Genomic DNA, 22625 nt, shown 5'->3' on the forward strand with positions numbered 1-22625 from the left:
AATTGGCGCGCGCTTAGTCGCGATCCAAGTCTGTTTCATCCTCGAGCGCGGCACTAAGCGCTGCCACACGATCGCGGAAAGCTTGGTCGGCTTCGCCAAGGACCGCCGATAACTGGGCCTCGTAGTCGCGTGCGATCGGGGTAAGAGCCGCAATCATGTCGCGCCCTTTGGGGGTCAGGCTGAGTTCAACAAGACGCCTGTCCTGCGGGTTGATTGTCTTGGTGACATACCCCGCAGCTTCTAGCCGTGACGCCGCGCGGCTGACCTTGGGTTTGTCCATATCCACACGGGCGTGGATTTCGCGCACGCTGACGCTGTCCGCTTGGCTGAGATGGGCAACAACGCGCCACTCGGATACCGAGATGCCATAGGCGTTCCGATAATGCTTCGAGAACCCCGCACTGACCCGGCTGGACAGAACAGTCAGTTGATAGGGCAAAAAGTCGTCAAGCTTGAATGCAGACACTGGCGCACCTTTCATTTCACATACAACAAGCTGCCTTGATATGCGTGGCAAGGCAAGCCACGCTTTGCACCTGACCTAGACCCACTTTGCAAGTGGCGGCAGGCTCATCAATACCGCATCGGCATCATGTCCCGTGGTCAGCCCGAACTTGGTGCCCCGGTCATAGACAAGGTTGTATTCGGCATAAAGACCACGATGGATCAGTTGCTTGTCCTTGTCGTCTTCGGTCCACGGCGTGTTGCGGCGCGCTTCGGTCACCGGCAGGAATGCGGGCAAGAAGGCCAAGCCCACGTCCTTGGTGAACGCAAAATCCTTCGCCCAATCGCCGGTGTTGAGGTCATCAAAGAAGATCCCGCCAACGCCGCGCGCGCGCCCGCGGTGTGGCACGAAAAAGTATTCATCCGCCCAGGCTTTGAACTTGTCGTAATAGCTGATGTCATGGGGCTCGCAGGCGCTTTGAAGCTGCGCGTGGAAATGGGCCGTGTCTTTATCGTATTCGATGCAGGGGTTCAGGTCCGCGCCGCCGCCGAACCACCAGGCGTTCGGGGTCCAAAACATGCGTGTGTTCATGTGGACCGCGGGGGCGTGTGGGTTTTGCATATGCGCGACAAGGCTGATGCCCGAGGCCCAGAACCGCGGGTCGCCTTCGATCCCGGCCACACCACGCGCGGCCATGGCTTGCTGCGCCTGTTTGCCCAAGGTTCCATAGACGGTTGAGATGTTGACCCCCACCTTCTCAAAGACCCGCCCGCCGCGCATCACGCTCATCAGCCCGCCGCCGGCGTCGGTCCCGTCATCGGAGGCCCGCTTGGTTTGCTTAACGTCAAAGCGGCCAGCGTCAAGCGCCGCGGTCGGGCCGGTCACTTGCGTGTCTTCAAGCGCTTCGAACGCGGAAACGATCTGGTCACGCAACTCGCGGAACCACTGGCTGGCGAGGGCTTTTTGGTCTTGCATCTGGTCGGTCACGTGCGCGCTCCTTTTGTCGTTGGGCAAGGGCTAGCAGGTTTCGACCGGCTGCGCCAAGGGGTGTTTGCCCGACATCGAGGAACTGGCTAGTATCGGCGTGTTACCCAGCAAAAGGAGTGCCCCATGGGACGCTTGTTAACCAGTGCCCTCGTCGTTGTGTTGCTTGCCGGCTGCGAAACCACAACGACAGGAATGAAAACACCCAATTCGCAATCTGCGCAAAGCCCCACCCAGCAATCGGCAACAACATGTCGGGTGCAATACAGTGCTCAGATCTCGGCGTTGGATGACCAGATTGCGGCGATGGATGCTAAATTGGCACGCGGTTATCGCACCGTTGGGTCGCCTGTGGCGTTTTCGAACCCGCTGAAGGTTTGCAAAGGCATCGGCCCGTTGGCGCGCATTTGCCTTCCGTCGCCCGAAATACAATCAACCTTGCCGACCCACGCCCAATACCGGGCAATGCATGCCGACAAGGTTGCGCTGGAAAAAGACCGCGACGCATTGGTTGCCAAACGTGCGGATTGCAGCTGACATCGGTCTTCAGTGGCAGGGATTGCCCACGACATCCAAAAGGCTGCGTCCACCGTCCACCGTCAGGATATGCCCGGTCATGAAACCGGATCCTTCGGAGGCAAGGAACTGCACTGCCTCGGCCAGTTCGTTGGCTGATGCAATGCGGCCCAGCGGTGTGCCTTCGATGATGTCCGCGCGGGTGTCGCCCGTTTCGCGGATTGCGTCACGCAGGCTTGCGCTCATCACCGATCCGAATGCGACCGCGTTCACCCGGATGCGGTGACTGGCAAGGGCAACCGCGAGGGACCGGGTCATCTGATCCAGTGCCGCTGATGCGATCGAATAGGCCATCAATCCGGGTTGGGTCCGCGTTGCAGCGACAGATGACAAATTGACGATGGCTCCAAGCGGCGAGGTCTGTTCTTCTTCGTCAAGACCCTCGCCCTGCTGAATCATGCGCCGGGCGACCAGCTGGCTCAACCGCAGGCTGGTCATCAGGTTCTGATCCAGAAGCGTCTGAACGGCGCCGTTGTCCACGTCCAGCGGGTCCGCCAACAGCACCTGACGCGAGGCGTTGACCAGAATATCGACACGTTCAAACGAATCGATGGTGGCAGAGAGCAAGTTGGCGATTGTCAGCTTCTGGCGCAGGTCGCCCGCAAAAATGCGGGTGTTTGATGGTTCGTCCACGCCATCATCGGGGTTCGGGCCCCATTCATCGACAAGCCGCTTTTCATCTATGTCTGCACAAATAACATTTGCGCCGCGATCGGCGAAGTGGCGTGCAATCGACAGGCCAATACCATTTGCCGCGCCGGTCACGATGGCGGTTTTACCAGAAATTGAAAAAGACATGTGAGCCTCCTGATTCCCTGACGAGCCTAGCTGATCCTATCGGTCGGCGCGACGGGGCTTTGTGCCGCTGAGGCACTTGAAACCGGGGCTGCCACCGAGGTCTTCGACCTCTCGAAACAGTTCGGCCAACGTGTCTTCATAGGGCAAATGGCGGTTCGCAACCATGATGAGCCGACCCGAGCCTTTCAGCATCCGCGCCGCCGACCGGATAAAGGCCCGACCCAGATCAGGATCGCCCGCGCGTCCGGTGTGAAAGGGCGGATTGGAAATGACGACATCATAGGGCGCATCAGGTGAAAAACGTGTCGCATCCCCCCAAATGAAGTTGGCACGTTGATCGGTTATATTGAGCTTGGCGCAATCGAGCGCGGCAAGATCCGCCTCGATCAGGTCCAGCGTTGTGACGCCCTCTCGCATCAGGATATGTCGTGACAGATAGCCCCAACCAGCGCCAAGATCGGCCACGCGCCCTTTGATCTCGGTGGGGAGCGCCGCGGCCAACACCGCAGAGCCCTTGTCCACCCCATCGGCTGAAAAAACACCCGGACGGGTGATGAACCCCCCCTCAAGCTGCGTGTCCGCCGGGGCCCAGTCGGCCACCTCTGCGTTGGTCAACCAGACCAGCTTGCCATGTGCTTTGGACAAGCTGGCAAGCCCATCAGCGCGGTTTTTCAGGGCCTTAACAAGGCTGTCGATCCCATCAGTTTTTTGACCATCCAGCACGATCAGACCGCCACCCGTCGCGCGCGCCGCGGCGTAAACCCAAGCCTGCGCAAGCTTCTTGGCGCGGGGCACACACACCACAGCGGCCGCAAACCCGCCCTCAGGCAAGGCTGTGACCACATCGAGCCCGCGCGCCACCCAAGCCGCATGGTCAGGAAAGAACCGACTGTAGATCGTCACCCGGTCCTTGGGCAGATCCGACAGGTCGTGGCCTGCTGTTGGGCCTATAACAAGGATACGCCCGGCAGCAGGCAACGATAGCGCGCCGTCGCGCAGGGCTAGGGACAATCTTGTGTGAAACATGGTGGGCACCGCGGCTGCGGTCATTCCTTTTCCATCGTGCATTGAAGCGGGTGCTGATGTTCACGTGCCAAATGCATAACTTGTGTCACCTTGGTCTCAGCAATCTCGTAGGAAAAAACGCCCGCGACGGCCAACCCCTTCTTGTGAACCGTCAGCATCAATTCAAATGCTTGTGCGTGGTTCATGCCGAAGAACCGCTCCAGCACCATCACGACGAATTCCATGGGTGTAAAGTCATCGTTGAGGATCAGCACTTTATACATGGGCGGTCGTTTGGTTTTGGGCTTTGTGGCAACCGCTACGCCCACCTCACCGTCACCGTCGTCGGCGCCGTCGTCTTGTGACAGGATGAAAGGCAGTGTCGTCATGTCGACATCACTCCACAGGTTGCAAAAGAGTCTGCTTGGGTCTCAGAATATATGGTCACTGTCGCCAATGAAAAGAGGGCAGGGCGGGTGTTCTCTTGAAAGGCACATACAAAATGGGCGCAAAAGTAACAACAATTGGTTTCGATGCGGACGATACGCTGTGGCAAAACGAACAGTTCTTTCAACTGACCCAAGCACGTTTCACCGCCCTGCTGGCTGATTTTGCCGACCCCGATCACCTGTCCGAGCGGTTGTTGGCGGCCGAGCGGCGCAACCTGGGCCATTACGGCTTTGGCATCAAAGGCTTCACCCTATCGATGATCGAAACGGCCTTGGATGTGACCGACGGGAAGGTGCCCGGTCACGTCATTCGAGCTTTGGTCGATGCTGGACAAGAGATGCTGTCCCATCCGATCGAACTTCTGCCCCACGCCAAGCGCGTGATCTCGGAGCTTGCCCGGTCGCACAAAATATTGCTGATCACCAAGGGCGACTTGCTGGATCAGGAGCGGAAGCTTGCACAGTCCGGGCTGGGGGATTTCTTCGATGGGATCGAGATCGTTTCAGACAAGACCCCTGCCGTTTATCTAAGCGCTTTGGCGCGCTTTGGCGGGGTTGCGCAGGGGCTGATGGTCGGAAACTCGTTGAGGTCAGATGTGCTCCCGGCACTTGAGGCAGGCGCGTGGGCCATTCACGTGCCGCACACCCTGACGTGGAGCTACGAACACGCGGTGCCACCTGTTGATCACCTGAAATTTCGCACATTGGGTGATTTGTCGCAGCTGCCCAACTGCTTGGCGGATTTGCCCCAGATATAGGTGTTTGCTCCAGTCAGACCACTACATGTTCTGCCCGTTGCCTGACCGCCACGATTTAGGCCTTTGAAAATAAGCTGTTTTCTCAAACGCGATCTTCGTGTTACGCTGAAAAAAACAAATCAGCCGGGCATAAGACCTAGGCGATTGAGGCAGAAAAGGTGGACGACGTGCAGACACGTCCGTGGCAGTGGGTCCGTTTAGGGCTGTTCCTGGCTATTATTGGCTGTTTGGTCATGCTTGCGCCATCGCGTGCGCAGGCTGCGCCCTATGCGGCGATGGTGATTGATGCGCGCACCGGCGAGGTGCTGCATGCGCGCAACGCCGATACGCGATTGCATCCCGCATCTTTGACCAAAATGATGACACTCTACATCGCGTTCGAGGCCATCAAACGCGGTGAGATTACACCCGACACAGTCGTTACGATCACCCAAAAAGCCGCGTCCGAACCACCGTCCAAATTGGGTCTGCGCGCAGGCCAGAAGATCAAGTTTCGCTATCTGATCCGCGCCGCCGGCGTCAAATCAGCCAATGATGCAGCCACCGCGATCGGCATTGCGATTGCAGGCTCCGAGGCCGCGTTTGCCCGCCGAATGAACCGCACCGCAAAGGCGCTGGGCATGACGCGCACACATTTCAAGAACGCCCACGGGTTGACGGAAAGCGGGCATTTGTCCACCGCGCGCGACATGACGACGCTGGGGCGCCACCTGTTTTTCGACCACCCGGAATATTACAACCTGTTTTCGCGCATAACGACCGATGCAGGTATGCGCCCTGTGTCCAACACGAACCGCCGGTTTCTAAGTGCCTATAAGGGCGCGGATGGCATCAAGACGGGTTACACCCGCGCGGCAGGTTTTAACCTTGTGGCCTCGGCTGAACGTGGATCAGAACGGATTATCACGACCGTTTTCGGCGGTCAGTCCACAGCGTCGCGCAATGCCAAGGTCGCCGAATTGATGGATCTGGGGTTCCGCCGTGCGCCCAGCCGTGCCTCGGTGCGCAAACCTGCGCTGCCTGTCTACTCCGCTGAAGTGTTCGAACCCGGTGCAGCCGGTAAGACAATTCGCCTTGTGACGGCTGTGAAGCGTAGCCCGCGCCCAACGCCGCGCCCGATCACGCAAGACCCCGTCGCCCAAGCCCAGCTTGCGGCCTTGACCGAAGGCATCAAGGATGCTGTCGCAACGGCCATCACCCAACCGGCCCCGGTCGAAGTTGCCGCCGTTGTCGAAACGGCGCCCCCGGCCGTGACGCCAGCCCCCCGCGCCGAACTTGTTGCCGCTTTGGTGCCAACTGCCCAAATTACGACAGCTGCCCCGGTGCAAGCGCGACCAGCGACGCCAGAGGCTCCGACGACTGTCGCACCCCCCCGGCCGCGCCCGGAAGCCATCATCCTGACGGCGCTTGAACCCAAGCCCGCCGCTGCACTGGCCGAACCCGAAGTGGTCAGCCGCATGTCAACATCTGGTGGTCGTCACTGGGCAATCAATGTCGGAGTGCTAGGGTCGCGCTATCAAGCAGAACGGACGCTTCTCAAGACGGCGCTGAAAGAAATCGACACGTTGGATGACGCGCTTCGTAAAGTTGTCCGCCGGTCGGATGGATGGCATGCAAACTTTGTCGGTATGACGCAGACCCAAGCCGATCTGGCATGCCGCCGGCTGAGCGCGCGCAACGCGCGTTGCAACGTGCTGGGACCGTCCTGACCCCCCAAAGATGTGGTTAGTCGGAGGCGCCTTTGGCAACTTCCAGATCGAACGCCGCTGCCATCAGGGCGCGGGTGTAATCTGTTTGCGGGGCATCGAAGATCTGGTCCGCTGGCCCACGTTCCACCACATCACCCGCGCGCATGACCAGCACCTGATGGGACAGCGCACGCACCACCCGCAAGTCGTGCGAGATGAACAGATACGCCAGCTTGTGCTTTCTTTGCAGGCTGCGCAGCAAGTCGACGATCTGCACCTGCACCGTCATATCCAGCGCCGAGGTCGGTTCATCCAGCACAACAAGCTTGGGTCTAAGGATCATCGCCCGTGCAATCGCGATACGCTGGCGCTGCCCGCCGGAAAACTCGTGCGGATAGCGGTGCATCGTGGCAGGGTCCAGCCCGACTTCTTCCATGATCTCCCAGACCATCTCACCCCGGTCACGACCGGGGTCCAACCCGTGAACCGACAAGCCCTCGGCAATAATTTCCTCGGCGGTCATGCGGGGTGACAGCGACCCATAGGGGTCTTGAAACACGATTTGCATGTCACGCCTGAGCGGCTGCAATTGACGTGATTTGCGCCCCTGTATGTCCTCACCCAGAAAAACCACAGGCCCGTCCGAGCTGATCAACCGCATCACGGCCAGTGCCAGCGTTGTCTTGCCCGACCCGCTTTCACCAACGATCCCGACGGTTTCGCCGGCCCGAACCGAGAAGCTGGCCGCGTTCACCGCCTTCACATGCCCCACCGTTCGGCGCAGCAGGCCGCGTTGGATGGGGAACCAGATGCGCAGGTCTTTCGTTGTCGCAATCTCGGGCGCGTTTTCGGGGACAGGGTCGGGGCGGCCCTGTGCCTCGGCATTGATCAGTGTGCGGGTGTAGTCGTGTTTCGGGTTCGCGAAAAGCGCGGCGGTGGGGCCTTCTTCGACGATCACGCCATCTTTCATCACGCAAACCCGATCCGCGATTTTGCGCACAATGCCAAGGTCATGGGTGATGAACAGAAGGCTCATCCCCTCGCTTTCCTTAAGCTCGGCCAACAGGTCAAGGATTTGCGCCTGAATGGTCACGTCCAGTGCCGTGGTGGGTTCATCTGCGATCAGAAGTTCGGGACCATTGGCCAGCGCCATAGCGATCATCACGCGTTGCCGCTGCCCGCCCGACAATTGGTGCGGATAATGCGCCAGTCGCGTTTCCGCGTCGCGGATGCCGACTTTGTTCAAAAGCTCAAGGATGCGCACGCGCACGGCGTCACCGGTCAGGCCTTGGTGCAGCTCAATCGACTCGGCCAGCTGCTTTTCGATCGTGTGCAACGGGTTCAGTGATGTCATCGGCTCTTGAAAGATGAAGCTGATATCGTTGCCGCGCACATCGCGCAATTCGGAGGGCGATGCGCCGATCATCTCGCGGCCGCCATAGGTGATTGACCCTTCGACATGGGCGCTGTCGGGCAAAAGCGACACAGTGGACAGCGCAGTGACGGATTTGCCGGACCCGCTTTCCCCCACAATCGCCACGGTTTCGCCCTTGGCAAGCTTGAAGCTGACCCCACGCACCGCCGGGTGTAGCTGTCCATCCTGCCGAAAGCTGACATGCAGGTCTTTCACGTGAAGAACGCTCATTGGAAGGTCTTTCGCGGGTCGAACGCATCGCGCACGCCTTCAAAGATAAAGACGAGCAGTGACAGCAGGATCGAGAAGGTCATGAAGGCGGTGAAGGCCAGCCATGGCGCTTGCAAATTCGCTTTGGCCTGGCGGGTCAGTTCGCCCAGCGAAGGCGATGAGGACGGAAGGCCAAAGCCCAGAAAATCTAGCGTTGCTAGGGTCGAGATTGTCCCGGTGATGATGAAGGGCAGCATTGTCAGGGTCGCGACCATGGCGTTGGGCAACACATGGCGGAACATGATGATCCGGTTCGACACGCCAAGGGCGCGCGCGGCGCGGACATACTCGAAATTGCGGGCGCGCAGGAATTCCGCCCGCACAACGCCGACAAGCGCGGGCCAGCCGAACAGCACCGTCACGAAGACCAGAAGCCAGAAACTTCGACCCAGAATCGCAAACAGGATGATGATCACGTAAAGCGAAGGGGTGGAGCTCCAGATTTCCAGAATGCGTTGGAACACCAGATCCACCCAGCCACCGAAATAGCCTTGGATGGCGCCAGCGGCGACACCGATGACCGACGTCAGAACCGTCACGATGATGGTAAAGAAGACCGAAAGGCGGAACCCGTAGATCACTCGCGCAAGCACATCGCGCGCCGTGTCATCCGTACCCAGCAGGTGTTTTGCATCTGGCGGCGAAGGGGCGGCCCCGTCAATGTCATTGATGGTGTTGAAGCTGTAGGGCACCGGTGGCCACAACAGCCAACCCGTCGTCACGGCCTCGCCGCCGACTGTGCCGGTGGCGGTTGCCTCGGCAATCGCCTCGTTGGGTGTGTCCCAGCAGGCCTCGGCGCCGCCGGTGGTGATCAGGCATTTCACCTCGATGTCGCGATAGACGGCTTCGGTTTTGAAGTCGCCGCCAAAGGTCGTTTCTGGATAGAAGTTGAAAACGGGGGCGTAATAGCTGCCGTCGTATTTCACCAGGATCGGTTTGTCGTTGGCGATAAACTCGGCGATCAGCGACAGCCCGAACAGGACGCAAAACAAGATCAGCGACCAGAAGGCGCGCCCGTTGCGGCGGAAATTTCGCCAGCGGCGTTGGTTCAGGGGGGACAGTGCCATGATCAGACCTCGCGCCCCTCGAAGTCGATGCGGGGATCGACGAACACATACATCAGGTCCGACAGAATCCCGACCAACAGGCCAATCAGGCCAAACACGAACAGCGTGCCGAAGATGACAGGATAGTCGCGGGCCAGTGCCGCTTCGAAGCCGAGCCGTCCCAAACCATCCAGCGAAAACAGCGTTTCGATGATCACCGACCCGCCAAAGAAGACGCCCAGAAAAACCGCAGGGAAGCCCGCGATCACGATCAGCATCGCGTTGCGAAAGACGTGGCCATAAAGCACCCGGTGTTCGGCCAGACCCTTGGCGCGGGCGGTCACAACGTATTGCTTCTTGATCTCGTCCAGAAAGCTGTTTTTAGTCAGCAGGGTCAGCGTGGCGAAACTGGCGATGGTCGAGGCAAGGACCGGCAAGGTGATGTGCCAGAAATAGTCCACGATCTTACCCCAAAGCGACAGCTGGTCCCAATTGTCCGAGGTCAGCCCGCGCAAGGGGAACCATTGCAGATAGGACCCGCCTGCAAAGACGACCAGCAACAAGATTGCGAATAGAAAGCCGGGGATCGCGTAGGCCACGATGATGATGCCCGAGGTCCAGGTGTCGAATTTCGACCCGTCCCGCACAGCCTTGCGCACACCCAACGGGATCGACACCAGATAGGCGATGACCGTCGACCACAGACCCAGCGTGATCGACACGGGCAGCTTTTCGGCCACCAGTTCAAAGACGCCGATGGACCGGAAATAGCTTTCCCCGAAATCAAGACGCATATAGTTCCAGATCATCGAAAAGAACCGTTCGACCGGAGGTTTGTCGAAGCCAAATTCCTTTTCCAGCTCGGCGATGAACTCCGGCGGCAACCCGCGTGCGCCCAGATATCGTTCATCGCCACCACCGCCGCCGATGCCGGCATCGCCACCCCCACCCGCAATGCTTTCGAAAACGTCGCCTTCGCCCTCCATCTGGGCGATGATCTGCTCAATCGGTCCACCCGGCACGAACTGGGTCAGGGCAAAGTTGATCACCATGATCCCAAATAACGTCGGAATGATCAGAAGTAGCCTGCGCAGAATATAGGCGCCCATATGGGTCTCGCTCTCGTTTTGTTGCCTGTTGCCGGTGGTGCGGCGCGGTTCAGCGCAGCACGCCGTCCGCTTTCAGTTTTGCAGCTTTGTCGGCGTTAAACCACCAGAAGTCCAGATAGCCCAGATCGTAGGGCGGAAGCGGGTCGGGATGTTCGAACTGGTCATAATATGCGACGGTATGTTTGTCTTTATACCATTGCGGAACCATGATCTTCAGTGCCCGCATGACCCGATCCAGTGCTCTGGCGGCGATCACGAGGTCTTCCTTGGATTGGGCATTTCGGATCATGTCGATCAGCTCGTCCACCGCGGGGTCGGCAACACCGGGCGAGTTGAACACGGACACCGCGGCCTCTTTCGATCCAAATGATTGTGCCAGATTGCTGCCCGGTTCATACCCAAACGCCAGTTGGTCCGTGATGATGTCATAGTCAAACGCGTAGCGCCGATCGACAAATTGCGAGGTATCGACCCGGTTCAAAATCGCATCCACGCCTATGTTGCGCAAGTTTTCCACATAGGGATTGATCACCCGGTCAAAGGTTGGTGAAAAGGTCAAGAACTCGACCCTCAGCGTGTCGCCCTTTGCGTTGCGGCGGATACCATCGTCGCCGACGATCCACCCGGCATCGTCCAGAAGCGCCGAGGCCTGACGGGCATTTTTGCGATCAAACTGTCGCGCGCCAGAGGTCGGAGCCATGATCGCTTCGCCCAAGGCACCTTCGGGCAGTTTGTCAGCGAGTGGCTCAAGCAGTGCCAGTTCCTCGGGCGACGGGGTGCCAGTGGCTTCAAGATATGAGTTTTCGGCAAAGCTGTTGACCCGTTCGTAAATGCCATAGAACAGTGCTTCGTTTGACCATGTGAAATTGAACATCAAGCCGATGGCGTCGCGGACGCGGATATCCTGGAACTTGGGGCGGCGCATGTTGAACACGAAGCCTTGCCCCGAGGCCTGAGAGCCATCGTGCAGTTCCGCTTTGATCACCTGACCGCTTCTGACCTCTGGGAAGTCGTAGGACGTGGCCCATTCCTTCGAACTGTTTTCGACCCGAAAGGTGTAGCTGCCCGAAGTAAAGCCCTCGAACGCGGAATTGCTGTCGGCAAAATATTCGATGCGGATGGTGTCGAAATTCCAACGACCCTTGTTGATCGGCAGATCGCGGCCCCAATAGTCCGGGTTGCGCTTATAAACGATGCGCTGATTGATCTTGTAACTGTCAAGCATATAGGGACCGGTGCCCAATGCCTGCTCCAGTCGGCTTTCATCCAGCCGCGCGCCTGTTTTTTCAAACCACGCTTTGGACATAACGGGCGTAGAACCCGCCTGCGAAATGCGATCGCGGACCGACCCATCAGGCTGGAAGGTGAACTTGACCCGTGCCGGGTCCAACGCTTCAACATTGGCAATGATCCGGCTGACGCCTTCGCGGAAACTGATCAGACCTTGCTCCATGAACAGGTTATGCGTGAAAACCACATCTTCGGCGGTGACAGGGCTGCCATCGGCAAACTGTGCTTCGGGGCGCAGGGTGAAGATGACCCAGCTTTGATCTTCCGGGTATTCAAGGCTTTCAGCCAACAGCCCATAGGAGGTGCCGATTTCGTCGGCTGTGCTGGTGAGCAGACGTTCAATGTTGATCGAGGCAAGCGCCCCGGCCACACCCTTGCGCGCATAGGGGTTAAAGCTGTCAAACGTGCCGCTTTCTGACGCGATGACAATCTCGCCGCCTTTCGGCGCGTCTGGGTTCACGTAGTCCAGGTGCGGGAAGTCCGCGCCATATTTTGGCGTGCCGAAATAGGAATAAGCATGCGATATGATCGTTTCCTCTGCCCTTGCCGTCAAAGGGATGAGCAACAACAGCGTGGTCACCACCATCCACCAGAAAACCGAACGGGTCTGGATATCATTGTCGGGCAGGGCGCGCGTCAGGGTTGGCGTCATATGGTGGGCCTCCGATGGAAAAGCAGAAATCGCTCGCCACCAAGCTAAAGGCGGGGCCTGATAACATTCAAGGCGCGAATTGGTGATCACCCCATGAACCCGCCCTGACAGGCGTGATATCGCAAAAGAAAAGGCCGATCCGCTGTGCGAACCGGCCCTGTCTTGGTATTTCAGGTGCGTCTATCCGCCAATGGTTTGCAGATACGCAATCAAGTTGGCGCGGTCTTCTTCTTTTTTCAGACCCGCGTAGGTCATCTTGTTGCCCGGCGCATAGCCTTTCGGATCGGCCAGCCATGCGTTCAGCTCTTCCGGACCCCAGTTTCCGTCAAGCCCTGCCAGAGCGTCCGAATAGTTGAAGCCGTCAACACCGCCGATCGGGCGGTCAACAACACCAAACAAGTGCGGGCCGGTGCCGTTGGCACCGTCTTCCAGCTTGTGGCAAGCGCGGCATTTGCCCCAGACCTTTTCGCCTTTGGCGGGGTCGGCTGCGGCCAGCAGGTCTGCGAAGGGAACAGCTTCTTCTTCCTCCACCTCGGCTTCGCCGTCGTCAGCGGTGGCGATCACGTAACCAGAGGTCGCGTGACCTTCGTCGCCATGGCCCCCGGCTTCTGTCGAATACAGGCTGTCTGCTGCCCAAGAGCCCAGCAAGAAGAACAGGAGGGTGCCAAGAACAGCGGCCCCGGCTTTCGTCATTGTCATTGTGTCGAACATGTCGCGATCCGTCTCATCCAAAGTCAAAAGCCTTCTAGCCGCTTCCATTGCCATGTTTCAAGCGATATGAGGCGCCACAGCTTGAGGTTTACCGCTAAACTGCAGGAAGGACCCGCGAAATGACCAACCGCATCGCCTTTCAGGGGGAACCCGGCGCCTATTCACACGAAGCCTGTCTTGCCGCACGCCCTGACATGGACCCCATGCCTTGCGATTCCTTTGAAGAGGTGATCGAAGCCGTGCGCTCGGGGATTGCGGCGCAAGCCATGTTGCCGATCGAAAACACCACATATGGCCGCGTGGCGGATATCCACCGCCTGTTGCCGGAAAGCGGGCTGCACATTCTGGATGAGGCATTCGTGCGCGTGCGCATTTCCCTGCTCGGCCTGCCCGGGGCCAGGATTGAAGACATCAAAACCGTGCGCGCCCATCTGGTCTTGCTGCCGCAATCGTCGGAATTCCTTAAACTTCATGGTATTCGCGGCGTCTCTGCCGCCGACAGTGCTGGCGCCGCGGCCAATCTGGCGCGCTCGAAAGCCGCGGAAGAAGGTGTGCTGGCCTCTGCGCTGGCTGCCAAGATCTATGGCCTGGACGTGTTGGCCGAAGATGTCGAAGATCACGGCCACAACACCACGCGCTTTGTGATCATGGGGCCTGAGCCAGACCACACCCGCCGTGGGGATCACGGAATGATCACCACGTTTGTCTTCGAAGTGCGCAACATTCCCGCGGCCCTGTTCAAGGCGATGGGGGGCTTTGCGACCAACGGTGTGAACATGACCAAGCTGGAAAGCTACATGGTGGATGGATCGTTCAGCGCCACGCGGTTTTACGCCGATATCGAAGGTCATCCGGACGACCGCAACGTGCAATTGGCGATGGAGGAGTTGGACTATTTCACATCGTCACTGGATATTATCGGTGTGTATCCACGCGATCCCGCGCGCGACTGAGCACTGAGCACGGCCAGTGTTATCCAGCCTGCCGCGCACGAACGCGCCCTTCGATGGTGCGTGCATAGGTCGCCACACGGTGCTTGAACCGCCGGGCCAGATTTGACCGCGCCAGTCTTGCGGATTGCAGCAACAGGCGCGCTGGTATTGTTTTCGGACGAATGTCGATGCTCATATTCATCCGGGTGCGGTTGCGCGACAATTCGACGAAATCAATTTCGACAAGCGCTTCCATACCAGACACTTTGGACAGCATTGCCAGCGCATTGGGCGCATCGTAGGTCATCATTTCCATATCCGCGATCCGGTCACGGTTGCGATAGGGAAACTTGGCCTGCCAACGCATCCCGGCACCCGGCACGCTAAGCGTATCGGTTCGGCTTACCTCGGCGCCCCGCCGCAGCGCCGCGCGCTCCAGCCCATCGAAGTCCGAAACCGCTTCAAAGGCCTGTTCGATGGTGGCTTCGATGTCTTCGCGTGTCGCAAATTTCATTGTGAAAGGCCCTCTGTCTGCCCAATATTCTGGGGCAGGAATGTGGTCTTAATCCAGCCTGTCCGCAAGCCAGTTTGTCAAAAGAAAATGCGCGATAGAACCTTTTCGCGCTGCGGCAATGTCCGGATGACGGCCGGCAAACACCTCCAGCATGTCTTCGCGCGACACCCAAAGGGCGCCTTCCAGTTCGATGGGGTCAAGAGTGATATCGGTCGTGGTCGCAAGCCCGCGTGTTCCGATCATCAACGACGCTGGATAGGGCCAGGGCTGCGAGGCCAGATAGTCGACCCGATCGACACGCACACCGGTTTCTTCAAACACTTCACGCCGGGTGGCAGCTTCGATCGTTTCGCCGGGCTCCATGAAGCCTGCAAGCAGTGAATACATGCGCGGCGGCCAGTTTTCATTGCGCCCAATCAAAGCCGAATTGCCATGCGTGATCAGCATGATCACCACAGGATCGGTGCGTGGAAAGTGCATTCGACCGCAGCTATTGCAGCGGCGCTGCCATCCGCTCATGATGACATCGCTCATCTCGCCGCAATTGGCGCAGAACCGGTGAATGCGGTGCCACTCCAATATACCTCGTGCGGTGGCCGCTATTTCGGCTTCAAGCTGAGTGAGCTGCGCCATCACACCGCGCAGCTCGCCAAAGCTGTGATCTTCAGGCGTGCCAGTTAGATGTTGCAAACTGAGGTCAAGAAACTCATCTGCGTCGGGCAATTCGCCCTCTGGTGTCAGGTCCGAGATGTCTACGGCAAAGACGGGGCTGGTTTCAGTGTCGCCAAGATACACGCACCGGTCCAACCGGTCTTGCAGAACGGCATGGTCGGCTGACAGAAACGCAAGGCTTTGTCGGCCATCCAGATCGGGCCTGAGCAGCGGTTTGCCGCGCCAGAGGGGAAGGATTCTACCCTTCTTGATGCGATCTTCGATGGCGCCTTGGTTGCCTCTGATTTCAGCCAAGCGGTTCAGCAGACCCGCCCCGAATGTGACCTCTTCGGCAATTTTCATCAGACCCTCGCGTCGGTTCAAAGCCCGATGCACGCTAGCAGGATCACGGACGAATACCATCCAGTTTTGCGCCTCAAAAAACACGCAAAGATAGAAAACAGTTTGTTTCCCACTCGCCCAGATGGCATTTCCGTTGTCAGAAGCCTAGTGTGAGGTTGCGGCTAACATGTTGGCCCCGAATTTGTTCCAGAAGACAAGGTTTGTCGACGTTGAAATCCATTCGAAATCGTGACGCAAGGCCCGTGCCCCCTCACACAACGTTGCGCGTAATGGCGACGACAGACCTGCACATGCATATTCTCCCCTACGACTACCTGTCTGACAATCGCGTGGACCAGTGGGGATTGGCGAATACCGCGTGTCTGATCCACGCAGCCCGACAGCAAGTGCCCAACTCGATCCTGCTGGATAATGGCGATTTTCTGCATGGGACGGCGATGGGCGATCTTGTGCTGGAGCGGTCCGGGTTGGACGATGCGCCTGCCATCGATGTTGCCACCCATCCAATGATTGCTGCGATGAACCATCTGGACTATGACGCGGCAAATCTGGGCAACCATGATTTCGACCGTGGGGTCGATGTGCTGCTGGGGGCGATCGGACAGGCAAGTTTTCCAGTTCTGTCTGCAAATTCAGTTCTCAGGCGCGCCGCGTGTCCGACCCAAGACACAACACTTATGCCCCCGTTCACGATCCTGCACCGCAAGGTCACAGACACAGGGGGGGCAGTGCGCGATCTTGGGATCGGAGTGCTTGGTCTGCTGCCTCCGGGATCGCTGCGACAAGGCAGTGGGCAAGATAACCTGCCCGAGACACGCGATATCGTCGAAACAGCACGCGCCTATATTCCGCTGATGCGTCAGAACGGTGCCGACATCGTCATCGTGCTTGCCCATTCAGGGCTGGGCGGCAGCACGCATGTTCCCAACATGGAAAACGCCCTTGTGCCGTTGTCACGACTGGATGGGATTGATGCGATTGTGGGCGGTCACACCCATCAGGTGTTTCCGGCTGGTGATCACGCGGCCCATGGCCCGAATTCGACCGAGGGGCGACTGAACGGCATACCCACGGTGATGCCGGGGTTCTGGGGGTCCCATCTTGGAATCGTTGATCTTGACCTGACCCATCAGGATGGGCGCTGGCAGGTAAGCTCGGCCAAGGTCGATCTGCGTGCCGTGACAGGGGCGGATCGAACGCCGGCGAACAGCGTGGTCAAGACGCCGTCAACGCTGCGAAAACCGCACACACCACCGACACCCGCATCTGCCCCAGACTTGCCGACCCTTCTGGATGGCTTACATGAAAAGACACTCAGCCACATGCGAACGCGGGTGGGTCACAGTCTGGAAGATCTCGATACCTATCTTGCCTTGGTGGGGGCCGACAATGCCACGCGCCTTGTGCAGGTGGCGATGGCGGATTACGCGCATCAGATTCAGCAAGATATGGCGGGTGAGGTGCTGCCCGTTCTTGCCTCAAGCGCGCCGTTCAAGTCGGGCGGGTTGGGGGGGGCGAATTATTACTCCGACGTTCCAGCAGGCGACATCACGCTGCGGTCGGTATCAGATCTGTATATCTTTCCGAACGAGTTGATCCTTGTGCGCGCGACCGGCGCCTATCTGAAAGATTGGCTGGAGCGCTCTGTCAGCATCTACAACCAAGTGCTTCCGGGCGACCGTCGAGTCGCGCTGAAAGAAGATGCGACACCGGGCTATCTGCTCGAGGCGGTGTTCGGGTTGACCTATCAGGTTGATCTGTCACAGCCCGCGCGGTTCACGCCCGCCGGGGCCGCGTCTGGGCTGGCAGCTGGTCGCATCATTGATCTTTGTCATAACGCTCAGGCCGTGCACGATGATGACGAGTTCCTTTTGGCGACCAGTGATTTCAGGGCGCGCGGCGGTGGTGGCTTTCCGGTCGCGCCGGCCGACCGGATCATGCCAACGCCACCGATTGCCATACGCGACGTTCTGAAGGCTTTTGTGGAACGAAACGAGGTGATCGAGGTGTCCCCTGCACCGATCTGGAGATTTGCGAATGTGCCGGGGGCCAGCATCATGTTCAAGTCCTCGCCGCGCGCCGCGACGGCCGTCCAGAAATACCCCTGGCTGTCGATCGATTGCGTGACGGCGCGCGACGCAAAAGGTTTTGCACATTACGAGATGGAACTCTGAGGCTTGCATCGACGGTTTTCGCCTCATATATGAGGGTCGAGAGGTTGGCGCGGGCAGGCACCTCGCCAATCTGGTCAGGTCCGGAAGGAAGCAGCCACAACGAGCCCCGCTTGGGTCGTGTTCAGCCTCTCACCCAGTTTCAAATTCGCAAAATTTGGAACCCCGACAGGCGAAACAAAGTTTTGCCGGACGGGACACCACCCAAAGGCCCGCCAAATTGCAGGCCATAGATGATCGGAGGGCCAATATGAATGTCGTCATCACCCTTCGGGCAGGAATTTGCTAAGCGGGTTTATCCCCTTTCTGCCTGAGCACGCACACCCCAAGCCGCGTTTGCGCGCGGGGTGCAATGCCATGCTTAAACAGGCAGACCAATGACACACACACTTACGGACCTTGGTTGGTCCCCTTTCTTCGAAGCGCAGCGCGACGACGCTGCCGACTTGACCCCTTACCGGATCACCGACATTCACCGCAGCCGCATGAATGCGCTGGGCGAGGCGGGCGAGGTCACCCTGACCTCTCCCAAGATCGTGGCTGGCGAATTGGCGGTTGGCGATTGGGTTTTGGCCGACCCAGAGCTTCGCATACAACGATGTTTGGAGCGAAAATCACTGCTTCAACGACGTGCCGCCGGGACCGATGCACATACGCAGCTGATCGCGGCGAATGTCGATACGCTGTTTATCGTGACCTCGTGCAATGATGATTTCAACATTGCCCGGATCGAACGGTTTTTGGCACTGGCACATGAGGCTGGATGTTATCCTGTTCTGGTCCTGACAAAAGCGGACCTGTGCGATGATCCCCTTCGATACGAGGCCGAGGCACAGACCCTTGACCCGATGCTGACGATCCTGACCGTCAACGCCCGCGACCCATCCGGTGCGGCAGCGGTGGCGGCGTGGTGCAAAGCCCCGCAAACGGCGGCCTTTATCGGGTCGTCCGGCGTGGGCAAAACAACCCTAACCAATGGCTTGACTGGGGGCGACGCCGACACCGGCGGTGTCCGCGAAGACGACGCGAAGGGCCGCCATATCACAACCTCGCGCAGTATGCGTCCCATGCTGCAGGGCGGTTGGATCATTGATATGCCCGGCATGCGTGCGTTACGTCTTTTGGACACCCGCGAGGGGATCGACAGCGTTTTTGACGATCTGGCCGAGCTGGAAACCCAATGTCGGTTTTCCGACTGTGCGCATGAAACCGAGCCAGGGTGTGCCGTACGCGCGGCCATCGACGCGGGAGAGCTTGATCTGGACCGTTTGGCACGCTGGCGCAAATTGCGCGCCGGTGATGCAAAGAACACCGAGACGGTGGCCGAAAGCCGCGCGCGACAGCGAAAGTTCTCGAAAATGGTGAAGAGCGTTACCAAGGGCGCAGGAAAGCGCAAAGGACGTTAGTCCAAGGGGATATCATTTGGCGCGCGTCCGCAAATCAGGTCGCACTGAGGTAACTGACAGGATAGGGTCGGAACATGGCCAGTCACGATGCAAAAGATGATGAGGAAAAAGCTGAAATCCGAACGCGGTGGGCCGAGGATCGAACGATCATGGCCAACGAGCGCACGTTTTCAGCGTGGATGGGAACCGGCCTTGGCGCGGTGGGTGTTGCGATCGGGTTAAAGGCCGTGTTTGGGGCGTTTGATCCAACCTGGGCGGCCAAGCTGGTCGCGACTTTGTTCTTGCTGGCAGCGATCGTGATCTATTGGGCGGCACGGCGGCAGGCTTGCAAAACTCTGTCGCGGCTATCTGAAAACGATGCAGAAGCGTTACCGACACAGTCTTTCACCCGTCTTGCCGCTTTGATGACTGTGGCAACGGTTGGGGTCGGGGGGATCTTGTGGGCGTTGTGACCAGCGACCGCATCTTTGGTGGACCCCTGCCTCGCCCCGCTTTAGTCTTCTGTGACTGGACGAATCTCGACAAAGGTTGACGATGAGCGACACCACTCCCGACACGGCGCAAGCAGCCCGGCCATATCAGGTTCTGGCGCGCAAATACCGCCCAGAAACGTTCGCCGATCTGATCGGGCAAGAGGCGATGGTGCGCACGCTCAAGAACGCGTTCGAAGCCGATCGGATCGCGCAGGCCTTTGTAATGACGGGCATTCGCGGCGTGGGCAAAACCACGACGGCGCGGATCATCGCCAAGGGTATGAACTGCATCGGACCGGACGGCACGGGCGGACCAACCGTCGAGCCCTGCGGCACTTGCGAACACTGCGTGGCAATTGCCGAAGGTCGCCACGTGGATGTGATGGAGATGGACGCGGCCTCGCGCACCGGTGTCGATGATATCCGCGAGATCATTGACAGCGTGCACTATCGGGCGGCCTCGGCGCGTTACAAGATCTATATCATCGACGAGGTTCACATGCTGTCCAAGAACGCGTTCAACGCGCTTCTGAAGACGCTGGAAGAACCTCCCGAGCATGTGAAGTTCATTTTTGCGACCACCGAGATTCGCAAGGTGCCTGTCACGGTTCTGAGCCGCTGCCAGCGGTTTGACCTGCGCCGGATCGAACCTGAGGACATGCTGGCCATGCTGCGCCGGATTGCCGATGCGGAAGGGGCTGCAATCGCCGATGATGCGCTGGCGCTGATCACGCGCGCCGCCGAAGGCTCGGCCCGTGATGCGCAATCGCTGCTGGATCAGGCGATCAGCCATGGCGCGGGCGAAACGACTGCCATTCAGGTGCGCGCCATGTTGGGGCTTGCCGACCGGGGGCGGGTGCTCGACCTGATCGACTTGATAGCCAAAGGCGAAGCCGCTGGCGCGCTAAGTGAGTTGGGCGCGCAATATGCCGATGGGGCCGACCCCATGGCGGTCTTGCGTGATCTAGCCGAGGTGACCCACTGGATCAGCGTGATCAGGATCACCCCCGAGGCCGCCGAAGATCCGACCGTTTCCCCTGACGAACGCACACGCGGACAAGCGATGGCCGAGGCCTTGCCGATGCGGGTTTTGTCGCGGATGTGGCAAATGCTTTTGAAATCCATAGAAGAAGTCGCCAATGCACCCAATGCCATGATGGCGGCTGAAATGGCGATCATTCGCCTGACCCATGTGGCTGACCTGCCGTCGCCGGAAGACCTTGTGCGCACCTTGCAGAATGCACCGGCCCCGCCGCCGTCCTCATCTCCACCCCCGTCTTCACCGTCCGCGCCGTCTGGCGGGTCGTCGGGCGGTGCGGCGCCCCAAGCGGGTGGGTCGATGGGTCAGCAGTCGGGCGTTTCGTCATCGGGTGGCACATCCGGAGGCGGTGGCGCGACAGCCAGGGCCGTGGCGCTCGCCCCCGAGATGTCTTTGGCGCGTTTTGCGCGCTTTGAAGACGTGATCGAACTGATCCGTGCAAACCGCGATGTGAAGCTGCTGGTCGAGGTCGAAAGCGGCGTGCGTTTGGCAGCCTATGCGCCGGGTCGGATCGAATTCACACCCACCGACAAAGCACCATCAGACCTTGCGACGCGGCTTGCACAGCGGCTGCAAGGCTGGACCGGCGTGCGCTGGGGCGTCACGTTGGTGAACGACTGCGCCGTGGCGACGATCGCTGAGACGCGGGATGGCGAAAAGCTCGCGTTGGAGCAGAAAGCCGTGGAACACCCGCTGGTGCAGGCCGTCATCGCGACCTTCCCGACCGCGCGCATCACCGAAATTCGCACTGAGGCAGATCTTGCCCAAGAGGCCGCGACCGAGGCGTTGCCCGAGGTCGAAGACGAATGGGATCCTTTTGAGGAAGGTTGATGCAATCACACGGGTGCGCCTTGTAAGCCGATAGCCCCGACCGTATCTAGAACTGAACACACAAGATCGAGGAGCGTGACATGCTTAAAGGACTGGGTGGTCTTGGCGATATGGCCAAGATGATGAAAGCCGCACAAGAGATGCAGACCAAAATGTCGGATATGCAGGAAAGCCTGTCCACGATAACCGTGGTCGGTGAAAGCGGCGCAGGTCTGGTGCGGGCCACCGCCACCGCCAAGGGCGTGTTGACGGGGCTGGATATTGACCCCTCGATCTTTAATCCCGATGAAAAAGAAGTGGTCGAGGACCTGATACTGGCCGCGATCAAGGATGCGCAGGCCAAGGCGCAGGAGCGTAGCGAAAGCGAGATGTCGCGCCTGACCGAAGAGCTTGGCCTGCCCAAGGACATGAACCTGCCGTTCTAAGGCAGATCACCGCATGTCAGAAGCCCCTCGCGATATCGAGAACCTGATCGAGCTGATGGCCAAGCTGCCGGGGCTTGGACCACGATCGGCCCGGCGGGCGGTGCTGTATCTGATCCGTAAGCGCGCGCTCGTGCTGACGCCATTGGCGGACGCGATGGCCGCCGTGGCCGAAACGGCGCGCGAATGTGTGGTCTGCGGCAACGTATCGACCGCCGATCGTTGCGATATCTGCCTGTCGGAAAAGCGCGCTGTGGGCGAGATTTGCGTGGTCGAAGATGTGGCCGACCTGTGGGCGATGGAACGGGCCGCCCTGTTCAGAGGGCGCTATCACGTGCTGGGCGGCACCTTGTCGGCGCTGGATGCGATCGGTCCCGAAGATCTTGGCATCCCGCGTCTGATCCAGCGGGTCATCGATGAAGGCGTAACCGAGGTTATTTTGGCGCTGAACGCCACCGTCGATGGTCAGACCACCGCGCATTACATTGCCGAAGAGCTTGAAGGGCGTTGCACCGTTTCGTCTTTGGCGCAGGGTGTCCCGATTGGGGGCGAGCTGGATTATCTGGACGAAGGCACCATTTCGGCCGCTTTGGCAGCGCGCAAACGATATTGAACGTGTTGCCAGCTG

At 59.2% G+C, this 22625-nt stretch carries 22 protein-coding genes and 1 other RNA gene; 11 read left to right on the forward strand and 12 right to left on the reverse strand.

Going from position 1 to position 22625, the window contains the following annotated elements; all coding sequences use genetic code 11:
- Positions 1-13: 13 nt before the first annotated feature.
- Positions 14-466 carry a MarR family winged helix-turn-helix transcriptional regulator gene (locus ACXYMP_RS03985; RefSeq protein WP_298568494.1) on the reverse strand — a complete coding sequence of 151 codons (453 nt, stop codon included), beginning with the start codon at positions 464-466 and terminating at the stop codon, positions 14-16.
- A 75-nt stretch (positions 467-541) separates the two neighbouring features.
- Positions 542-1420: an oxygen-dependent coproporphyrinogen oxidase gene (gene hemF / locus ACXYMP_RS03990; protein ID WP_458905319.1), complete on the reverse strand. Its 879-nt coding sequence runs from the start codon at positions 1418-1420 to the stop codon at positions 542-544.
- Positions 1421-1555: 135 nt separating this feature from the next.
- Here hemF and ACXYMP_RS03995 point away from each other — a divergent pair, with 135 nt between their 5' ends.
- Positions 1556-1966, forward strand: coding sequence for a hypothetical protein (locus tag ACXYMP_RS03995; RefSeq protein WP_298568490.1), 411 nt, complete (start codon positions 1556-1558; stop codon positions 1964-1966).
- Between the two features lie 9 nt (positions 1967-1975).
- Here the strand turns inward: ACXYMP_RS03995 and ACXYMP_RS04000 are convergent, their stop codons facing one another.
- Genes ACXYMP_RS04000 through clpS form a run of 3 tightly spaced genes read right to left on the reverse strand, consistent with a single transcriptional unit; the run spans position 1976 to position 4197 of the window.
- A complete protein-coding gene (locus ACXYMP_RS04000; protein WP_298568487.1) occupies positions 1976-2803 on the reverse strand; it encodes an SDR family NAD(P)-dependent oxidoreductase in 828 nt (275 codons plus the stop codon).
- 36 nt (positions 2804-2839) lie between these two features.
- Positions 2840-3829: a class I SAM-dependent methyltransferase gene (locus ACXYMP_RS04005; RefSeq protein WP_458905321.1), complete on the reverse strand. Its 990-nt coding sequence runs from the start codon at positions 3827-3829 to the stop codon at positions 2840-2842.
- 20 nt (positions 3830-3849) lie between these two features.
- Positions 3850-4197, reverse strand: a complete 348-nt coding sequence (gene clpS, locus ACXYMP_RS04010; RefSeq protein ID WP_298568484.1) for an ATP-dependent Clp protease adapter ClpS — start codon at positions 4195-4197, stop codon at positions 3850-3852.
- A gap of 113 nt (positions 4198-4310) precedes the next feature.
- Here clpS and ACXYMP_RS04015 point away from each other — a divergent pair, with 113 nt between their 5' ends.
- Together ACXYMP_RS04015 and ACXYMP_RS04020 are read left to right on the forward strand one after the other, a co-directional pair.
- Positions 4311-5015: an HAD family hydrolase gene (locus ACXYMP_RS04015; RefSeq protein ID WP_458904488.1), complete on the forward strand. Its 705-nt coding sequence runs from the start codon at positions 4311-4313 to the stop codon at positions 5013-5015.
- Positions 5016-5248: 233 nt separating this feature from the next.
- Complete coding sequence (locus tag ACXYMP_RS04020) at positions 5249-6724, forward strand: D-alanyl-D-alanine carboxypeptidase family protein (RefSeq protein ID WP_458905323.1); 1476 nt, start codon at positions 5249-5251, stop codon at positions 6722-6724.
- A gap of 16 nt (positions 6725-6740) precedes the next feature.
- Here the strand turns inward: ACXYMP_RS04020 and ACXYMP_RS04025 are convergent, their stop codons facing one another.
- The 5 genes from ACXYMP_RS04025 to ACXYMP_RS04045 form a co-directional block, all read right to left on the reverse strand.
- On the reverse strand, positions 6741-8348 hold the full coding sequence (locus ACXYMP_RS04025; protein ID WP_458904490.1) for an ABC transporter ATP-binding protein: 1608 nt from the start codon (positions 8346-8348) through the stop codon (positions 6741-6743).
- The gene (locus ACXYMP_RS04030; protein WP_458904492.1) at positions 8345-9454 is read right to left on the reverse strand and encodes an ABC transporter permease; all 1110 of its coding nucleotides are present in this window, start codon (positions 9452-9454) and stop codon (positions 8345-8347) included. The genes ACXYMP_RS04025 and ACXYMP_RS04030 overlap by 4 nt, the downstream gene beginning before the upstream one ends.
- Before the next feature lie 2 nt (positions 9455-9456).
- Positions 9457-10542 carry a microcin C ABC transporter permease YejB gene (locus ACXYMP_RS04035; RefSeq protein WP_298568471.1) on the reverse strand — a complete coding sequence of 362 codons (1086 nt, stop codon included), beginning with the start codon at positions 10540-10542 and terminating at the stop codon, positions 9457-9459.
- Positions 10543-10591: 49 nt separating this feature from the next.
- Positions 10592-12484: an extracellular solute-binding protein gene (locus tag ACXYMP_RS04040; RefSeq protein ID WP_458904495.1), complete on the reverse strand. Its 1893-nt coding sequence runs from the start codon at positions 12482-12484 to the stop codon at positions 10592-10594.
- Positions 12485-12664: 180 nt separating this feature from the next.
- A complete protein-coding gene (locus tag ACXYMP_RS04045) occupies positions 12665-13195 on the reverse strand; it encodes a c-type cytochrome (protein ID WP_298568465.1) in 531 nt (176 codons plus the stop codon).
- A 119-nt stretch (positions 13196-13314) separates the two neighbouring features.
- Here ACXYMP_RS04045 and ACXYMP_RS04050 point away from each other — a divergent pair, with 119 nt between their 5' ends.
- Positions 13315-14148 (forward strand): prephenate dehydratase, encoded by an 834-nt coding sequence (locus ACXYMP_RS04050; protein WP_298568462.1) that lies wholly within the window; start codon positions 13315-13317, stop codon positions 14146-14148.
- Positions 14149-14167: 19 nt separating this feature from the next.
- Here the strand turns inward: ACXYMP_RS04050 and ACXYMP_RS04055 are convergent, their stop codons facing one another.
- Both ACXYMP_RS04055 and nudC read right to left on the reverse strand, forming a co-directional pair.
- A complete protein-coding gene (locus tag ACXYMP_RS04055; RefSeq protein WP_298568460.1) occupies positions 14168-14641 on the reverse strand; it encodes an SRPBCC family protein in 474 nt (157 codons plus the stop codon).
- 48 nt (positions 14642-14689) lie between these two features.
- Positions 14690-15655 carry an NAD(+) diphosphatase gene (gene nudC, locus ACXYMP_RS04060; protein WP_458904498.1) on the reverse strand — a complete coding sequence of 322 codons (966 nt, stop codon included), beginning with the start codon at positions 15653-15655 and terminating at the stop codon, positions 14690-14692.
- 242 nt (positions 15656-15897) lie between these two features.
- Here nudC and ACXYMP_RS04065 point away from each other — a divergent pair, with 242 nt between their 5' ends.
- The 7 genes from ACXYMP_RS04065 to recR all read left to right on the forward strand — a co-directional run bounded on the left by ACXYMP_RS04065 (position 15898) and on the right by recR (position 22610).
- Positions 15898-17829, forward strand: coding sequence for a bifunctional 2',3'-cyclic-nucleotide 2'-phosphodiesterase/3'-nucleotidase (locus ACXYMP_RS04065; RefSeq protein ID WP_458904500.1), 1932 nt, complete (start codon positions 15898-15900; stop codon positions 17827-17829).
- Between the two features lie 37 nt (positions 17830-17866).
- An RNA gene (gene ffs, locus ACXYMP_RS04070) (signal recognition particle sRNA small type) lies at positions 17867-17964 on the forward strand.
- A 239-nt stretch (positions 17965-18203) separates the two neighbouring features.
- Entirely contained in the window at positions 18204-19232 is a 1029-nt protein-coding gene (gene rsgA, locus ACXYMP_RS04075) for a ribosome small subunit-dependent GTPase A (protein WP_248368827.1), read from the forward strand.
- A 74-nt stretch (positions 19233-19306) separates the two neighbouring features.
- Positions 19307-19684, forward strand: coding sequence for a YidH family protein (locus tag ACXYMP_RS04080; protein WP_248368829.1), 378 nt, complete (start codon positions 19307-19309; stop codon positions 19682-19684).
- Between the two features lie 82 nt (positions 19685-19766).
- Positions 19767-21575: a DNA polymerase III subunit gamma/tau gene (locus ACXYMP_RS04085; protein ID WP_458904503.1), complete on the forward strand. Its 1809-nt coding sequence runs from the start codon at positions 19767-19769 to the stop codon at positions 21573-21575.
- Positions 21576-21655: 80 nt separating this feature from the next.
- Entirely contained in the window at positions 21656-22000 is a 345-nt protein-coding gene (locus tag ACXYMP_RS04090) for a YbaB/EbfC family nucleoid-associated protein (protein ID WP_298568441.1), read from the forward strand.
- Positions 22001-22013: 13 nt separating this feature from the next.
- Entirely contained in the window at positions 22014-22610 is a 597-nt protein-coding gene (gene recR, locus ACXYMP_RS04095) for a recombination mediator RecR (RefSeq protein ID WP_298568438.1), read from the forward strand.
- Positions 22611-22625: the final 15 nt, after the last annotated feature.

Source organism: Aliiroseovarius sp. CAU 1755, from assembly GCF_054482655.1.

Coding starts and splice junctions, on each gene's coding strand:
- ACXYMP_RS04030 (WP_458904492.1), bottom strand. CDS start 9,454: ATGGCACTGTCCCCCCTGAACCAACGCCGCTGGCGAAATTTCCGCCGC.
- ACXYMP_RS04090 (WP_298568441.1), top strand. CDS start 21,656: ATGCTTAAAGGACTGGGTGGTCTTGGCGATATGGCCAAGATGATGAAA.
- recR (WP_298568438.1), top strand. CDS start 22,014: ATGTCAGAAGCCCCTCGCGATATCGAGAACCTGATCGAGCTGATGGCC.
- ACXYMP_RS04035 (WP_298568471.1), bottom strand. CDS start 10,542: ATGGGCGCCTATATTCTGCGCAGGCTACTTCTGATCATTCCGACGTTA.
- ACXYMP_RS04080 (WP_248368829.1), top strand. CDS start 19,307: ATGGCCAGTCACGATGCAAAAGATGATGAGGAAAAAGCTGAAATCCGA.
- nudC (WP_458904498.1), bottom strand. CDS start 15,655: ATGAAAATTGCCGAAGAGGTCACATTCGGGGCGGGTCTGCTGAACCGC.
- ACXYMP_RS04020 (WP_458905323.1), top strand. CDS start 5,249: ATGCTTGCGCCATCGCGTGCGCAGGCTGCGCCCTATGCGGCGATGGTG.
- ACXYMP_RS04085 (WP_458904503.1), top strand. CDS start 19,767: ATGAGCGACACCACTCCCGACACGGCGCAAGCAGCCCGGCCATATCAG.
- ACXYMP_RS04015 (WP_458904488.1), top strand. CDS start 4,311: ATGGGCGCAAAAGTAACAACAATTGGTTTCGATGCGGACGATACGCTG.
- ACXYMP_RS04055 (WP_298568460.1), bottom strand. CDS start 14,641: ATGAAATTTGCGACACGCGAAGACATCGAAGCCACCATCGAACAGGCC.
- hemF (WP_458905319.1), bottom strand. CDS start 1,420: ATGCAAGACCAAAAAGCCCTCGCCAGCCAGTGGTTCCGCGAGTTGCGT.
- rsgA (WP_248368827.1), top strand. CDS start 18,204: ATGACACACACACTTACGGACCTTGGTTGGTCCCCTTTCTTCGAAGCG.
- ACXYMP_RS04005 (WP_458905321.1), bottom strand. CDS start 3,829: ATGTTTCACACAAGATTGTCCCTAGCCCTGCGCGACGGCGCGCTATCG.
- ACXYMP_RS04045 (WP_298568465.1), bottom strand. CDS start 13,195: ATGTTCGACACAATGACAATGACGAAAGCCGGGGCCGCTGTTCTTGGC.
- ACXYMP_RS04000 (WP_298568487.1), bottom strand. CDS start 2,803: ATGTCTTTTTCAATTTCTGGTAAAACCGCCATCGTGACCGGCGCGGCA.
- clpS (WP_298568484.1), bottom strand. CDS start 4,197: ATGACGACACTGCCTTTCATCCTGTCACAAGACGACGGCGCCGACGAC.
- ACXYMP_RS03995 (WP_298568490.1), top strand. CDS start 1,556: ATGGGACGCTTGTTAACCAGTGCCCTCGTCGTTGTGTTGCTTGCCGGC.
- ACXYMP_RS04025 (WP_458904490.1), bottom strand. CDS start 8,348: ATGAGCGTTCTTCACGTGAAAGACCTGCATGTCAGCTTTCGGCAGGAT.
- ACXYMP_RS04040 (WP_458904495.1), bottom strand. CDS start 12,484: ATGACGCCAACCCTGACGCGCGCCCTGCCCGACAATGATATCCAGACC.
- ACXYMP_RS04050 (WP_298568462.1), top strand. CDS start 13,315: ATGACCAACCGCATCGCCTTTCAGGGGGAACCCGGCGCCTATTCACAC.